Origin of the sequence: Mesorhizobium sp. L2C066B000 (assembly GCF_000502335.1) — a bacterium.
Lineage (GTDB): Bacteria > Pseudomonadota > Alphaproteobacteria > Rhizobiales > Rhizobiaceae > Mesorhizobium.
Genome location: NZ_AYWZ01000001.1, coordinates 825,209 through 841,014, shown reverse-complemented (window position 1 = coordinate 841,014; position 15,806 = coordinate 825,209). Strand labels below are relative to the sequence as shown.

The following is a 15,806-nucleotide window of genomic DNA, read 5'->3' as shown; positions in this document are numbered from 1 at the left end:
GCATGTGCGGCATCGCTGGAATCGTGGCGCTGAATGCCACAGCGGCTTCTCCTTCGCGGCAGGCGCTGATGCAGATGATGGGCGCGCTGGCGCATCGCGGTCCCGACGGGCGCGGTCTCTACCGGGACAGACGCGCGGGGCTGGCGCATGTGCGCCTGTCCATCGTCGATCTTTCCAGTGGCCAGCAGCCGATGGCGGATACAGGCGATACGACGTGGATCGTGTTCAACGGCGAGATATTCAACTACGTCGAATTGCGTGAAAAACTCACGGCACTCGGCCACCGCTTCCGAACCCGCAGCGACACGGAGGTCGCGCTGCACGCCTATCGTGAGTGGGGAGAAACGGCCTTCGAGCGGATGAACGGCCAATGGGCAATTGCGATCTGGGATTCAGTGGCCAATCGTCTCGTATTGTCGCGCGACCGCTTCGGCATTTGCCCGCTGTATTTCAGCGAGCATGCGCACCGGCTTTATTTCGCCAGCGAAGTGAAAGCCATTTTCGCGGCCGATCGAACCATCCCTCGCGCCTTTGATCCCGCCGGCATCGATCAGACGTTCACGCTCTGGACGGTCGTTCCGCCGCAAGGAGTTTTCCACGGAATCAACGAACTCGAGCCGGGTCGTGTCCGCATCTATCAGGATGGCACCGTTCGTGAGCGGATTTTTTGGCAGCCTTCCTATCCCGACAATTTCGGATCGCGGCAGGGCGAGTTCCCCGGGTCCTCCAACGACGCGGTGGACCGCGTGTCTAGCGCTCTTGAGGCCGCGACGGCGCTCAGAATGGTGCGCGCCGACGTGCCTGTCGGGTGCTACCTCTCCGGAGGGCTGGACAGTTCGCTTGTGGCCGCGCTCGCGAGGCGCTTCGCGGGCGATCGCTTCCAAACCTTCTCCTTGCGTTTTGCCGACGCCGAATATGACGAGACCCGCTTCCAGCGAATGGTTGCCGAGACGATCGGCAGTGAGCACCATGAAGTGGTCGTTTCGCGCAGAGATATCGCCGGAATCTTTCCGGAGGTAATCCAACACACCGAGCGCCCGATACTGAGGACTGCCCCGGCGCCGCTCTTCCTGCTCTCGCGCCTGGTGCGCGAGCGTGGCATCAAGGTCGTGCTGACCGGCGAAGGCGCTGACGAAATGTTCGCCGGCTACGACCTGTTCCGCGAAGGCAAGGTCCGCCGCTTCTGGGGGCGCCACCCGACATCGACACGCCGCTCTCGGCTCCTGGAACGCCTTTACCCCTATCTCACCCGCTCGCCCGTGCAACAGCAGGCGATGGCGCGTCAGTTCTTCGGGCGAAATATTCAGGCTTACGACGCGCCGGGCTTTGCTCATGAAACGCGCTGGCAAACCACCAGGGCCATCAAGCGCTTGTTTACGACCGACATGCGCGCTCAAACGCAGGGCCGCGACGCCGTGTCCGAGTTGCTCGCCCGTCTGCCCGCGCAGTTTGCCCGTTGGGGCCCTCTTGCGCAGGACCAGTATCTCGAGGTCCAAACACTGATGTCGGGCTATCTGCTCTCCTCGCAAGGCGACAGGATGCTGATGGCTCACTCCGTCGAGGGCCGCTTCCCGTTCCTGGACGATGAACTTGTGAGGCTCGCGAATTCGCTGCCGCCCTCCTTCAAACTCCGCGGCCTCGATGAGAAGCACGTGCTGAAGCGCATGGCGGCACCCATCCTGCCCTCCGAGATCATAGCCCGCAAGAAGCAGCCCTTCCGTGCGCCCAACGCGCTTTGCTTCGTCGGCGCAGACGCTCCGGATTACGCTCGCGAGGCGGTTTCGCAGACGGCCCTGCGCGAGGCGAATGTCTTCGATCCAAAGGCGGTCACGCACCTGCTTGCCAAATGCCAGGCCAGAACTGGCGATGGCGACCTGTCCAATGCCGACAACATGGCGCTGGTCGGCGTGTTGTCGACCCAACTTCTTCATCAGCAGTTCGTCGCGGGTTGTCCCAGTGCAACGCTCGAATGCACGCTCAGCGTCGACGTCGACTGCGAACATCGGGAAGAGCGCCTGTATGTTGCATGATGCCGTACCACTGCTGCATGACTACCTCGCCCATTCCGCCGTCCGACACGGAAGTAAGGTGGCGCTGGTGTGCAACAGGCAGCGTGTCACCTACCTCGAACTCGAAACGCGAGCCAACGCGATCGCCTGGGACCTGTCCGCATCCGGAGTCGTTCGCGGTGACCGCGTGATGATCTTCGCCGACAACACCGTCGAGACGGTGGTTAGCTTCTGGGCGGTGCTAAAGGCGAATGCGGTGGTGTGCATCGTCAACCCGCTCACCAAGAGCGACAAGCTCGATTATCTGCTCAACGACTGCCGGCCGACGGCGCTCATCACGGACGGCCATCTGCAAGCGATCTTCCGCGAGCCGGCGCGCGGCTGCCCGTCACTTCTGCGGGTGATCGTATCGGGACCTATCGACGACGTCGAACTCGCCCAGCTGCCGTTTGCCGTGCGCTGGGACGCCGCCCTCGCCAATGGCGCCGATACGCCGCCGGCACGGCAGTGCATCGATGTTGATCTGGCAGCCATCATCTACACGTCCGGGTCGACGGGCGAACCCAAGGGCGTGATGCTGACGCACAGAAACATGATGGCCGCGTGCGCGTCTGTCGCTTCCTACCTGGCGATTGCCGAGGACGAGGTGATCCTCAATGTCCTACCCCTCGCCTTCGATTATGGACTGTACCAGATGATCATGGCTTTTCGTACCGGCGCCCGGCTGGTGCTCGAACGCTCGTTCGCTTTCCCGGCACAGATCCTCGGGTTGATCAGGCAGGAGGGAGTTACGGGCTTTCCCGGCGTGCCCACAATCTTTGCCGCACTCTCCGAACTCAGGTCCCTCAAAGACCAGGATTTCTCGAGCATCCGCTACGTCACAAACACTGCCGCAGCCCTACCCCTCAAGCATATTTTCATGCTTCGCGAGCTGTTTTCGGGTGCACGCATCTATTCGATGTACGGTCTCACCGAATGCAAACGTTGCACCTATTTGCCGCCAGAGGACCTCGAGCGAAAGCCATTGAGCGTAGGGATCGCAATCCCGAATACGGAGATGTGGATCGTTGACGAGCATGACAGGCGGATAGGCCCAGGCGTTGTCGGCCAACTCGTCATTCGCGGCGCAACGGTGATGAACGGGTATTGGGGCAAGCCCGAGGCAACGGCCAGGAAACTCAAACCCGGCCCGCTGCCCGGCGAGCAGGTCCTATACACCGGCGACTACTGCCGGATGGATACGGAGGGTTACCTCTACTTCGTTGGCCGTGGGGATGAGATCATAAAGTCGCGAGGCGAGAAGGTGGCGCCAAGGGAAGTGGAAAACGTACTGATGGACATTCCAGGAGTCCGAGAAGCGGCTGTCATCGGTGTTCCCGACGAGCTCCTCGGGCAAGCGGTGAAAGCTTTTGTGGTGATGGAGCATGGAAGAGCCATTGGCGAAAGGGAACTGCAGAAGGAGTGCCAGAAGCGTCTGGAAAACTTCATGGTCCCGAAATCCATCGTCGTTGTGGCGAACCTGCCGATGACGGACACGGGAAAACTCAAGAAAACGGCGCTGTCATGATACGGGGCCAGAACCAAGTCGCTTATTTAATGGTGACGCCACGGAGGACGAATTCATGTTGACCATCAAGGAACGCACCGGAATCTACAGCGAGCAGATTCGTAGTTTCTTGGTTTCGAATTTCTACGTCAGCGACGTCAAGGCATTGCTGGATGACGCATCCTTGCTCGATCAAGGCATTGTCGACTCGACGGGTGTGCTTGAGATTATCGGCTTCATCGAGGAGACCTTTGGCATTACCGTCGAGGATAGCGAACTTCTGCCTGAAAACCTCGATTCCATCCAGGGGATCGAGCAATACATCATCCGCAAAATGAACTGATGGGTAAGCGTAACGCCCAGAGCAGCCCCGTATTTGGTCTGATTGTCGCAGGATTCATGCCTGCGTCTTGACTTGCCCCAGAACCACCCGGCCCTCGCCCGCTTCGTTCAAGACCGAACGGATGTTCTCGAATGCCTTGCTGCGTTCCAGCAGACCCGCTACCTGTCGGTCTTGGCCAAGCCCGACCTCGAAGAGCAGGATGCCGCCACGCCGCAGGTATCGCGGTGCGTCTTTCAGTACGCGCATATGAATGCTCAGGCCGTAAGGGCCGGCTGCAAACGCCTCGCGCGGCTCAAGCTCGATCAGATGGGCGCGGTCGCCCTCGAGCCGCTTTTCAGAAATGTAAGGCGGATTGCAGACGATTACGTCGATAGTTCCGTCTAACCCAAGGCCGATGAGAGAGTCGAACAAGTCGCCCTGAAGCACCGAAAGACGCTCAGCCATGCCGTGATGTGAGGTGTTGCGGCGTGCCGTTTCGACGCATTCATCGGTGAGATCGCTTGCCCAGACAAGGGCGCTGGGCACATGGTAGGCGATCGCGCACGCCAGATTCCCAGTGCCGCAGCACATATCAACTATGCGCGGAGCCGGCAGGTTCATCTGATGCAACACACCAAGCGCGGTCTTGCCGAGCAACTCGGTCTCAGGTCTGGGGACGAGCGCACCGGGCGAAACCAGCAGTTCAAGTCCCATGAACATGGCGCGGCCGGCGCCATAGGCATCAGCTACACTGAACTCTTTGCTCATGGCCGACCCCATCGCTTGATCTCCCCAGTATAGATCTGCGGCGCTCATGCGCCAGCCAAACCTGCTCCGAAATCATGAATTCTCAAGCCTTTCCTTCGAAAAACTGCAGGCACAAACTCGGTGCATCGCACTTCTGACGCTCATTGACCGATTGCAATCTCAAGGTCGCCCCAGACAACTCGAAGCCAAGCCCGGGACGTATGTCCGCATACCAGGCCGAATCCGCTGCTGGTCCATCTGGCACTCAAGTTGCTGGGCGCTATTTGCCCCAACGCATTGGCATTGAAGGCGCTCGAGAGAAGAAGTGCTGCTCATGCTTTGCAGAGCCAATGGCACGGCACTGAGGCTTTCAGATCTTGCGGATCGTGGAGAGGGGTAAACGCCGCTATCCAACTCTCTATGGAACGGAGGCGCGGACCGCAGCGGCCTGTTGTGCTATGGAAGCGCACTTGGCGGCGACCCGGCCGGATTCGACTTTTTGTGCGCAGTCTCCGAGACCTCAACTGCGCCCCGCTCGTTGACGCGCCAATCTTCGGCTCCAGCAGCGAGTGGTCGGTGGAAGCGCCTCCGCTCCAGCTCAGCCTCACCTTGCTGCATGGAGAGGTTACCTATAGGTTTGCGGACATGTCGAAACAACTGTCCGAAGGTCTCGGATCGACATCTCATTTCCGGTCAATCGCAGAGAGGGGCCGTGAGCGAAAGCGTGAGTGTTCTGATTGTTGAGGATCAATGGCTAGTCGCGCAGGACACTGCCGCGCGGCTGCGTCGCGCCGGTTATCAGGTGGTCGGACCTGTGCCGTCGGTATCCGCCGCTCTGCGTCTTATCGAATCGGACAAGATTGACGTGGCGTTGCTAGACATCCAGCTGAACGGTGAAACGGGTCTGCCCGTGGCGAGGATATTGCAGGCGCGAGGCATCCCCTTTGCTTTCTTGTCGGGATTTGGCCCCGCCGACGTTCCCGCGGCTTTCCGCGACTGCAGATTCCTGCCGAAGCCGGCAACCGATGCTGTCATCCTTGCTGCTGTCAGCGAGTTGGCGTCCCTGCGCACAGCTTCGCGCTGACATTCGCTCCGACCGTATTATTACCGGAGTTGCGCCCTAGCGACCTGATAGCCCGGGCGAGGTCAGTTTCACACAAGGCAACATTGGAGCTTTGGCCAGGAGGACGGCGGACTACGACCGTCGAGGACGGAAATTCAGCGTTCAAAAGCATCCGCCGGGGTTCCACTTCTCGGCCTGTTGGCGGCGATTTGGACTTAGGTCCGATCCCGGTCGCCAGAGGTCGGATTGCGGAACATCTGCCAAGGACCCACGTTCGGGTTTGAGCACGGAGGTGCCGGCCGATCTCGAAGCGCAAGTTTCACGGGCAACTGTTGGGGAGTGTCGTAGTGCCGATTTCAAACGATATGGGGGACGAGTACCTGGAACTGGAATGTCCAAACTGTTCTCATGTCATCATAAAAAAGGGATCGTGGTTGAAGGTGATATCCAACTTCAACTGCACCCAATGCCATGCAAAAATCAGAATTGGTTATATGACCAAGCTCGCGCTTTTCGAGAAAAAAAGGCAAAGCATGAACCCGGCTGCGCAGTGAGCGTCCTGGCGGCCCGACAGTCGTTTGGGGTGGTGCGTTGAACCGTCGGGCCTGACCGGCCCGATGGCGGGGGAGCCAGGCCGGCTGGGTGAATCGTATACATTAGATCATGCTTATCAAGCCCAAATCCGCGGCGCGACATCCCTGGTGGGCAACGGTGACCCGCGCCAGTATACGCGCTAGCAGGAACGTCGGCGTTCAACATGCCGCTCATTCGTAAAGAGTGCGAACAGCTTCATCAAACAGCTCCACCTCGGCTTCAACCTTTTCAGCCGCTTTATCGACCTTGTCGAAACGCTTCAGCATTCGATTGTGGAGCATGGACAAGCGTGCGGCATGGTAGACCACGCTGCGCTTGTAACCTTCAGAGTCGAGTGGTTCGAACAACATTGTCATGGCAGAAATCCTCAATGTTTTCCGTCCTGCAATCCTTCCCTAGTAAACCGCCAATTAACCCTTTCGTTCCGCTGGTGATGCGAAGGCGCCCGAATGAATAACTCGTTGCGCTGTCTCCAGACTGCACGAGTGTGCTTCGTCTGTCTGAGGTTGGGCCCCAAGGCTTGCGCTTGCCTCGCCTGTTCGGCTCATGCTGCGTCAGTCACGACATCGACGGCCAGCTTCAGTTCAATCGCTTTGGGCGTGAGTTGAATACCGGCGCTGCCAAGAATTGCCGAATGATCATCCTGCTGTGGTGGGACCGCCGAACCCGTCAGGAGCGACGAACCGAGCCGGCTTGGATAGTCGCCCCGCCGCAAGGACGCGAGCGGATCGAAGATCACGTCGGCAGGTGCTCTGCCCTCTCTGGGAAGCCGGCGCCGCGCGCACTTACTGAAAAAACCCAAACAGAATAAGAGCGAGAAAGGCAAACAGCAGCGCTGCAGCCGCTAGCAACACACCTTTGTTGGAGCCCCGCCGAGGTTGAGGGTCAGGCACGAGTTTTTTCCGGTTTGGGAGTTCATTCATTGGACATTAATTTGCGGCTGCAAATTAGGTTCCGCTCATGCTTGGATGCCTACAATGCCGCCCCACAGCGCCCTACAGGCGCACGACCTTCGCTAGCCATAGGCGTATCCGCTGGCCTTCTGCAAAGGACAACGCGAACGATTCCTGATTGAATGACCGGGCAATTTCCTGATCTTTCTCATTGATTTCGTTTAGCTGGTTTACTTACTGATGTTGCGAACGACAGATGTCGCCGAAACCACAACGTAGAAACACGGCGACTGCAAATCCTAGTTTAAGTCACTCGAGCAGAAGATCGGAGCGATGCCTATGTGCCGCCGAAGCGCAAGAAGCCGCTGCGGGACATGCCAGTCTCGCCAGCGCTAGTTAGGGCTGCCGGCGCGAATCTAGCGTTTCTTCGGCTTCGGCGTGATGTCCTGCGACCCGCGCCTTGTCGCCATTTTTCGCGAGAACACCAGATTTTGCCTTGTCCTTACTGGTCGGCAACTCTGGACCGCAGCGACCGACGGCGCCGGGCGCCAGTGGCAGATCGGTCGTGGCCTTCAACGGCAAGCACCGCATGCGCGCGGGCATGACTTCTTCGTTGCCGTAGCAATCGCAATCGGCTGCCCAACGGCAGTGCCTGGCCGCTACGCGCCACGGAAGAATTGTTCCTCTCAAGCCTCTTGGCTGGAAAAGGGCTTCCGCAAGTTCAACAACAACGCGCAAAGCCCGTATTGGCTCACATCCAAACAATCGCACATAGTGCTCCCGCGCCATCTCGGTCGCGTTTTCGCATTTTGGGTGTGTGCGGCGCGTCTCGGCGAAGGGCTATGGAGAATTCGTATTTCGTTCCTTTCGCCGCCTTGAATGAGACCAAGAATTTCATGGCTGTCAGAAAACGACACGTATCAACCCGCTCACGACGATCCATAGGCGCCGTGATGATAGATCAGTGCCGGACCGGGCTCTCCGCTCACCACATGCCGGACGCTGCCGAGTATTAGCGCATGGCTGTGGCGAACTATGGTATCCTCGACGGTGCAATCGACCGCGGCAAGCGCACCTTCGAGCGCCAATGCGCCGCTTGCAAGGGTGGACCAGCGTGCACCCTCGTAGCGAGCCTGCCCCTTGAGGCCGCCTCGGCCGGCAAAACGGTCGGCAACCGCGATCTGGTCGGCGCGTAGCACATTCACGCAGAAGTGCCGATGCCGGCTGATGGCTCCATGTCGACGAGCTCAGGTTGATGCTGACGACCATCACCTCCGGTTCGACCGACAAGGAATGGGCTGTGGTAATTGTTGCGCCCGTCCGCTCGTCGCCGATGCCTGCGGTGACCACGGACACGGCTCCGGCCAGGTGTCGCATCGCAAATTTCAGGGGAATCCGGGTTTCATCCGGCAGAATGCGTTCGGCTAGTGTCATCTGGATAGCCTCATCGTGTTTGCACATTCACGACGCCCTGCGACGCAACGCCGTCTGGTAACCCAACCATTGGTGAATTTCGGTGGCCATGCTCTCGGCATGGGCGGTGACTTCAGGGATGCCCATCAGCTCGCCGACGCTGCCGCGCGCCAGCGGTCCGCTGATGAAAATATTGTCGGCCGGGTGACCTGACTTACCGACCGCGCGGCCGTGGCTGTCGGTGTCGAGACCAAGGCCGGTTGGGTCAAGACGGACCAGGCCCAGATGTCCAAGGGCGGCAATCGCCGTGTTGGTGCGAAGAATGTCCGCATGCGCCGGCCCGGTCGTCACGATCACGCTGTCGAACGTCTCGACGATGAGGTCGTGTCGGCGCCTTGACCGCTGCGTGACGCGGATACGTCCGTCGGCCTCTTCGGCCTCGACAATCGATCCGGCGCGATAAGCGAGCGTCCCCTCGTCAAGGCGGCGATCCAGCACGACTGCTACCTGTGGCGCGATGCGGAAACGATGCACGTCCCAGAGCGCGCGAAGATGGCGCACCACGCGGCGCTGCTCGGCGAGCGGCAAGGCCTGCCAGATCAACTGCCCCTGACGCCGGACAGCGTCGAGGACCGGATACCAGTCTTCGCCCTGTCGCGTCGCTGCCGCGATCGTGGCCCGGATGCGCCTGAGCAGCACCGTGGCGCTGCGTAAAGGCAGGCTGGTGAAGTCGCCTATCGGGTCGCCCTGCATGGCGGCCTGCACATGCGAGCGATAGCCATGGCGCGACAGTGCCGTGATGCGGCCGCGATGACCTCTACGGTCGAGGGCTGCAATGACGTCGGCCGAGGTCAGACCGGTGCCAACAATGAGAACACGGTCGTCGCGGCCGATCGCCTGCAGCCGTTCGAGATCGTAGGGATTGGCCACCAATCCGGCGACTGAGGCCACGCTGCGCAGCGGCGCCGGGAGGGCCGGCAATGGATGCGTCGCCGCGATCACCACAGCATCGGCGGAAAGCGTTGCGCCATCGGACAGGACAAGCCGGTAGCCCTCGCCACTGCGCTCGACCCAAGCAACTTCGGCCCTGACATGGCGGATCGCCTTGCTTTGCAGGAAGGGCTGCAGGTGGGATTCGACATAGCGGCCGAAGACTCGACGCTGCGGGTAAATCGCGCCGCTGGCGGCAATGGCCTGCGTATCGTCCAGAATAGCGCCGGTCTGCTCCAGCCAGTCGGAAAAATGGCCCTCCTCACCTGAGATCAGCGTCATCCTGGACGCCCGCACGTTGATGCGGTGCGAGGGATCGGCCGTCGAATAGGCCAGACCATAGCCGAGCGCCTCGCGCGGTTCGACGACCACGATATCGGCTGCATCGGCGGGCAGCAGCCGCGCCAGGTGAAACGCGGTTGCGGCGCCGGAAAAGCCGCCGCCAATGATGGCGACCGTCAGTTTCCCAGCCCTGCGGGAAGCGCTCAAGACTGGCTCGCGCGCAGCGCCGATGGTCGATGATCTCCGGCCACCGTTTCGCCGAACGGTCCCATGTTCACCGTCGTCGGCCGGGTCGAGATTTCGTGATCGAGCGGCAGCAGCGGCAGCACCAGTTCGCCGAAGCGATAGGCTTCCTCCAGATGCGGATAGCCGGACAGGATGAAGGTATCGATGCCAATCCTTCGGTATTCGTCGATCCGTTCTGCCACGGTCGCCGCGTCACCGACCAAGGCGGTGCCGGCGCCGCCGCGCACGAGGCCAACGCCGGCCCAAAGGTTCGGGCTGATTTCGAGCTTGTCGCGGCTGCCGCCATGCAACCGGCTCATGCGCGACTGGCCAACCGAATCCATGCGGGCGAAAACCTTCTGTGCCTCGGCGATCGTCTTGTCGTCGAGGCGGCTGATCAGCCGATCGGCATCGGCCCAGGCCTCGTCATTGGTCTCGCGAACGATGACATGCAATCGGATGCCGAAGCTCACTTCGCGGCCGGCCTTTTCGGCAAGGCCGCGCACATGCTCGACCTTGGCGGCGACGTCCGCCGGCGGCTCGCCCCAGGTGAGGTATTTGTCGATCTGCTCGGCGGCGACCGCATTGGCCGCGTCCGACGAGCCGCCGAAATAGAGCGGCGGGTGCGGCGTCTGCACCGGCGGGAACAGCAACCTGCCATCTTCGATGCGGAAATGCTTGCCTTCGAAGGCTACGGTTTCGCCGCTGAGCACGGCCTTGTAGATGTCGAGAAATTCCCGCGTCACCTCATAACGCTCGTCATGGCTGAGGAATATGCCATCGCCCTTGTTCTCGACCGGATCGCCGCCCGTGACCACGTTGATCAGCAAGCGCCCGCCCGAAATGCGGTCGAGCGTCGAGGTCATGCGCGCGGCGAGCGTCGGCGACTGCAGCCCTGGACGGACCGCAACGAGAAAGCGAAGTCGTTGCGTCAGCGGCGCCAACGCCGACGCCACCACCCAGCTGTCTTCGCAACTGCGCCCGGTCGGCAGCAGCGCGCCATAATAGCCGATGGCGTCGGCCGCCTTGGCGACCTGGGTGAGATAGGGCAGGTCGACCGCCCTGCCGCCCTCGGAGGTGCCGAGATAGCGGCTGTCGCCATGGGTGGGCAAGAACCACAGGACCTTGATCCTATCGGGGGTGGCAGTGCTCATGAATAGTCCTTTGTGACTTTACGGCGTTCCCGCTCAGCTCCAGGCGTGGAGGGGCGGGTTGACCTCGTTCAGGTAATAGTTGCCGAGGATCGCGTATTTCCAGCGGACGGGATCGTGCAGGGTGTGGGTGCGCGCATTGCGCCAGTGGCGGTCGAGATTGTGCTCGGCCAGCGTGGACCGCGTGCCGGCGAGTTCGAACAGTTTGTTGGTGGCGGTGATGGCGATCTCGGTGGTGAGGATCTTGGATTCGGCGACCGCGATCTGCGCCTCCGCGACCGTCTTCTCGTTAGGATCGGCCACGGCGCGGTCGACCGCAAGGCCGGCCTTTTCCAGAATAGCCTCGGCCGCATTGGCGCGCAGGCGAAGGTCGCCGATCGCCTGGATCGTATAGGGATCCTGCCAGGCATTATCGACGCCGCTGTCGATCCACGCGCGCGACCTGGTGCGCACGAAGCTGACCGTCTCGTCGATCGCCGCCTTGGCGATGCCGAGATCGACCGCCGCCTGGATGATCTGGAAGACGGGTCCGTCGGCTGTCGGTTTGTCGTACCCCTTGTAGCCGGGGACGAGATGCGTCTTCGCCACCTTCACATTGTCGAGCAGGACCGTGCCGGAGAGCGTCGTCTTCTGGCCGAAGCTCGACCAGTCATCGATGACGGTCAGTCCGGGCGCCCCGCGATCGGCGATGGCATACCAGGCGCGCCCCTCGTCATCGAGCGCCACAATCGGCACCAGATGGGCGAGCAGGGCGCCGCTTGAATAGAATTTCTGGCCGTTGACCACGACATGGTCACCGGCATCGACAAACTTGGTCTCGAAGTCTGCGGCACGCTTGGAGCCGAACTCGGAAAACGCGTTGCCAAAGCGCGTGCCGGACAGTGCCTCGGCGAAGAGCAGCTTTTTCTGCGCCTCGTCCGAAACCGTGCGGATGGCGGCGACCACGCCGAGATGGTTCTGCGGAATCTGGCCAAGCGAGGGATCAGCCGTCGAGATGATGGTGATCACCTTCGACAGCGTCACATAGGACACCTCCGGCCCCCCATAGGCCTTCGGCACATTGATCGACCACAAGCCGCTCTGCGAAAACGCATCGAGCTCTTCCTTCGGCCAGATGCGCTCGCGGTCCCGCTTCGACGCTTCCCTGGCGAATTCAATGGCAAGTTTTTCGGCGATGGCGATCGCCTCGGCATCGGTCTTGATGATATGCGCCTTGGCCGACGGGCGCTCCACTGGAGGCACGGCGACGCGCGCGTCGGACGGCTGCTTGGATTGGATGGTCATGCTGCAGTCTCCTGGGGGAAGTGTTGCGATGGAAGCGGCGCGCCGCCGAGATAATAGGTCTTGATGTCGTCGCGCTGGCGCAGGTCGGCAGCCGACCCTTCCAGCACGCTTTTTCCGTTTTCGAGCACGGTGGCGCGGTCGGCATATTTGAGCGCCACAGCCGAATTCTGCTCGGCGACAAGGATCGAAAGATCTTCGTCCCGATTGAGCCGCTTCAAGGCGCTGAAAATCTCGTCGACGATCAGCGGCGCGAGCCCCATCGAAGGCTCGTCGAGCACGAAGAGTTTCGGCCGCGACATCAGTCCGCGACCGATCGCCGTCATCTGCTGCTCGCCGCCGGAGGTGAGGCCGGACCGCGTGCGCCGTTTCTCGAGAAGCCTCGGAAACAGCGCGTAGACACGCTCAAGGTCGGCCTTCACGCCAACGCGCGAGGATGAACGCCCGAGCGCCCCGGTCAGAAGGTTCTCCTCGACCGTCAGCGAGCGGAAGCAGTGCCGGCCCTCGAGAACCTGGACCAGGCCCTTGCGGACGAGGTGCGAGGGACTTGCCCTAGAAACATCCTCGCCATCGAAAATGATCCGGCCGGCAGTGACGGAGCCGCGCTCTGCCGGCAGAAGATTGGATGCGGCGCGCAACAGCGTCGTCTTGCCGGCGCCGTTGGAGCCGAGCAGCGCCACGATCTCGCCCTTGCCGACCGAGAGGTCGACGCCATGCAGGGCGGCGATGGCGCCGTTGTAGACGGCCTCGACGCGGCTGACCGACAGGATCGGATTTTCTGGGCTCGACATCGATAACTCCGCTGGGAATATGGATGGCACGGCCGGCCCGTGGGCCGGCCGTGGGTTCGTCAAACTCAGTTGCTGACCACCGCATCGGCGTCTTCGGCCGTGCGGATCTTGAGGCCCTTTTCCTTGGCATAGGCCTCGGACGACTTCTCGATGATCGGGCGCAGCAGCTTCCAGTCCGGCGCGATCCAGTCGGACACGACGTTCCACTTCTTGCCGTCCCACTGCTGGAAGGTCACGTAGCCATCACCCTCGTGATTGTCCCAGGAGACGTTGATCGAGTGGAACAGGCCCTTGGCACCGAGTGCCTCGACGCGCGCCGGGTCGAGCTTGAGATGTTCGAAGCCCCAGCGAACCTCGTCGCCGGTCAGCGTGCGATTGCCGAACTTGGCCTGGGCGATGCGGATGGCTTCGACATTGAGGATGCCGTTGACGATGCCGAGATTGTGGTAGACCGAGCCGATGCGGCTCTTGTCCTCGAGATTGCCCTTGCCGGCGTCGTAGACCGTCTTGACGATCTCCTTGACGACCGGATAGTCGGCGCCAGACGCCTGGGTGGTGATGGCGGTGTAGCCCTTGGCGGCGTCGCCGGCCGGGATGACGTCCTCTTCGGAGTTGGACCAAACATTGCCGACGATATGATCGGCCGGGAAGCCGGTCTTCTGCGCGGTCTTGAGCGCAACCGGGTTCATCACGCCCCAGCCGCGCAGCACGACATAGTCGGGACGATCGCGACGGATCGTCAGCCACTGCGCCTGCTGCTCGTTGCCGGGGTGCGGGACCTCGATCTGCGACAGTTCGAAACCGTATTTCTGCGACAGCAGCTCATAGATAGGGATCGTCTCCTTGCCGTAGGGCGAGCCGTGATAGAGCACGACGATCTTCTTGCCCTTGAGCTTATCGAGGCCGCCTTCCTTGGAGGCGATGTAGTTCACGATGCCCGACGTTTCGCTGTAGGGGTTGAGCAGCAGCGGGAAGACGTAAGGGAATACCCGGCCGTCGGTGGTGTCGGTGCGGCCGTGATTGATGGTGATCAGCGGCACCTTGTCGTCGGTGATGCGGTCGATCATGGCATAGGCGATGCCGACCGAGAGCGGGTTCCAGGCGGCGATGCCGGGATTGCTCTTCAACCGTTCGTAGACCTCGACGCCCTTCTCGACTTCGTACTGGGTTTCGCCCTCGCTCCAGGTCAGCTTGACGCCATTGACGCCGCCGTCGCGGATGTTGATCAGGTTGAGATAGTCGATGAAGCCGCCGAAGAAGCCGGTGCCGCCCGCGGCATAGGGGCCGACGCGGTAGCTCTGCAGCGGGAAATATTGTTCGTCGGCATGCACGGCTGTCGCGCCGAGCACGAAAGCGGTGGCGATCGCCGCTTTCTTGAGGTGACTGAAGAAGGTCATGAGTTGCGTCTCCTGAGGTTTTGGGTCCGTGAGAGAATGTCGAGCGGCGCTCAGCTGGACCTTGAGCCGATCCGTCGTTTCAGGCGGTCGACGAGGGCCGACAGCCCGTTCGGTTCCGCGATGAGGAAAATGATGATGAGCGCGCCAAGCACGATGCGCTGGCTCATGTCGAGCACACCAGAATCGAACAGGCCGCCGAACACGAAGGCGCCGAGCCGAGACAGAACGAGCGGGAAGACGACGATGAATGCGGCGCCCAGAAACGCACCGCGTATCGAAGCCAGCCCGCCGATGATGATAATGAACAGGATCTGAAACGAGCGGTCTAGATTGAAGCCGGCCGGCTCGACCGTGCGCAGATAGGTGAAGGCCCACAGCACGCCGGCGACGCCGATGATGAAGGATGAAATGGCGAACGCCAGCAGCTTGGTCGTAAGCACCGGGACGCCTATCACTCGCGCGGCGGTTTCGTTGTCGCGCACCGCGATGAAGTTGCGGCCGGTGGCGCTGTTGACCAGCCGCCAGACCAGCGCCGTCAGCACGATGACGGTGGTGACGGAAAGCAAATAGCGGCCGGTGGCGCCGTCGAGCGAAAAACCGGCTACGGCAAGGTGCGGTGCAGAAATCACCCCGGACGGATTGTCGTTGGAGAACCAGCCGAACTTGGTCAGCGCCCACTGCACGAAAAACTGGGCGGCCAGCGTCGAGACAGCGAGATAGAAGCCGCGCAGGCGCAGGCTCGGCAATCCGAAGATGACGCCGATGCCGGCGGCCGAAATTCCCGCCAGGATCATGGTCGCCGCCAGCGGCAGTCCTTCCACCCGCAGGTTGAAATTGTATGCGGCGAAGGCGCCTACCGCCATGAAAGCGGAGGAGCCAAGCGAAAGCTGGCCGCAATAGCCGGTCAAGAGGTTGAGGCCGACTGCCGCCAGGCTGAGCGCAAGGAACGGCAGCAGGATCGCCTCGACCAGATAGCTCGACGCAAAGGCCGGGACCAGGCCGTAGACGACGACGATCGCCACGGCCGGCAAAGCGAATTTCCGGGCGAAGCTCAGCCAGTCGATTGGAGCCCTTGCGGCATCGAGCGCTTGCACGGCCATCG

The 15,806-nt window shown here is 61.5% G+C and carries 14 protein-coding genes and 1 pseudogene; 5 read left to right on the top strand and 10 right to left on the bottom strand.

The annotated features are described in order from the left end of the window. Window positions 1-2: 2 nt before the first annotated feature. The 3 genes from asnB to X733_RS161860 are packed head-to-tail and all read left to right on the top strand — an operon-like array spanning window position 3 to window position 3,898. The gene (asnB, locus tag X733_RS161850; protein WP_023817746.1) at window positions 3-2,030 is read left to right on the top strand and encodes an asparagine synthase (glutamine-hydrolyzing); all 2,028 of its coding nucleotides are present in this window, start codon (window positions 3-5) and stop codon (window positions 2,028-2,030) included. Then, window positions 2,020-3,576, top strand: coding sequence for an AMP-binding protein (locus X733_RS161855; RefSeq protein WP_023830100.1), 1,557 nt, complete (start codon window positions 2,020-2,022; stop codon window positions 3,574-3,576). The genes asnB and X733_RS161855 overlap by 11 nt, the downstream gene beginning before the upstream one ends. A gap of 55 nt (window positions 3,577-3,631) precedes the next feature. Then, window positions 3,632-3,898 (top strand): acyl carrier protein, encoded by a 267-nt coding sequence (locus X733_RS161860; protein ID WP_023670883.1) that lies wholly within the window; start codon window positions 3,632-3,634, stop codon window positions 3,896-3,898. Window positions 3,899-3,952: 54 nt separating this feature from the next. Here the strand turns inward: X733_RS161860 and X733_RS161865 are convergent, their stop codons facing one another. Beyond that, the gene (locus X733_RS161865) at window positions 3,953-4,645 is read right to left on the bottom strand and encodes a class I SAM-dependent methyltransferase (RefSeq protein WP_023817744.1); all 693 of its coding nucleotides are present in this window, start codon (window positions 4,643-4,645) and stop codon (window positions 3,953-3,955) included. A 691-nt stretch (window positions 4,646-5,336) separates the two neighbouring features. Between X733_RS161865 and X733_RS161870 the strand changes: the two genes are divergently transcribed. Further along, window positions 5,337-5,708, top strand: a complete 372-nt coding sequence (locus X733_RS161870; protein WP_023817741.1) for a response regulator — start codon at window positions 5,337-5,339, stop codon at window positions 5,706-5,708. A 370-nt stretch (window positions 5,709-6,078) separates the two neighbouring features. Then, window positions 6,079-6,282: a hypothetical protein gene (locus X733_RS0133985; RefSeq protein ID WP_155921622.1), complete on the top strand. Its 204-nt coding sequence runs from the start codon at window positions 6,079-6,081 to the stop codon at window positions 6,280-6,282. A 169-nt stretch (window positions 6,283-6,451) separates the two neighbouring features. Here the strand turns inward: X733_RS0133985 and X733_RS25630 are convergent, their stop codons facing one another. The 9 genes and pseudogenes from X733_RS25630 to X733_RS161910 all read right to left on the bottom strand — a co-directional run bounded on the left by X733_RS25630 (window position 6,452) and on the right by X733_RS161910 (window position 15,804). Next, window positions 6,452-6,637: a hypothetical protein gene (locus X733_RS25630; protein ID WP_023681021.1), complete on the bottom strand. Its 186-nt coding sequence runs from the start codon at window positions 6,635-6,637 to the stop codon at window positions 6,452-6,454. A 188-nt stretch (window positions 6,638-6,825) separates the two neighbouring features. Further along, window positions 6,826-7,020, bottom strand: a complete 195-nt coding sequence (locus tag X733_RS161875) for a hypothetical protein (protein ID WP_023697124.1) — start codon at window positions 7,018-7,020, stop codon at window positions 6,826-6,828. Between the two features lie 1,083 nt (window positions 7,021-8,103). Beyond that, window positions 8,104-8,551: pseudogene (locus tag X733_RS1000000167575) on the bottom strand (flavin reductase family protein). A gap of 84 nt (window positions 8,552-8,635) precedes the next feature. Beyond that, window positions 8,636-10,066 carry an FAD/NAD(P)-binding protein gene (locus X733_RS161885; protein ID WP_023817735.1) on the bottom strand — a complete coding sequence of 477 codons (1,431 nt, stop codon included), beginning with the start codon at window positions 10,064-10,066 and terminating at the stop codon, window positions 8,636-8,638. Beyond that, window positions 10,063-11,238, bottom strand: coding sequence for an FMNH2-dependent alkanesulfonate monooxygenase (gene ssuD, locus X733_RS161890; RefSeq protein WP_023817734.1), 1,176 nt, complete (start codon window positions 11,236-11,238; stop codon window positions 10,063-10,065). Before ssuD ends, X733_RS161885 begins: the two co-directional genes overlap by 4 nt. A 33-nt stretch (window positions 11,239-11,271) precedes the next feature. Further along, window positions 11,272-12,519: an SfnB family sulfur acquisition oxidoreductase gene (locus X733_RS161895; protein ID WP_023817732.1), complete on the bottom strand. Its 1,248-nt coding sequence runs from the start codon at window positions 12,517-12,519 to the stop codon at window positions 11,272-11,274. Next, window positions 12,516-13,307, bottom strand: coding sequence for an ABC transporter ATP-binding protein (locus X733_RS161900; protein WP_023817729.1), 792 nt, complete (start codon window positions 13,305-13,307; stop codon window positions 12,516-12,518). The genes X733_RS161895 and X733_RS161900 overlap by 4 nt, the downstream gene beginning before the upstream one ends. Window positions 13,308-13,372: 65 nt before the next feature. Further along, on the bottom strand, window positions 13,373-14,704 hold the full coding sequence (locus X733_RS161905; RefSeq protein ID WP_023817727.1) for an ABC transporter substrate-binding protein: 1,332 nt from the start codon (window positions 14,702-14,704) through the stop codon (window positions 13,373-13,375). Between the two features lie 50 nt (window positions 14,705-14,754). After that, complete coding sequence (locus X733_RS161910; protein ID WP_023817725.1) at window positions 14,755-15,804, bottom strand: branched-chain amino acid ABC transporter permease; 1,050 nt, start codon at window positions 15,802-15,804, stop codon at window positions 14,755-14,757. Window positions 15,805-15,806: the final 2 nt, after the last annotated feature.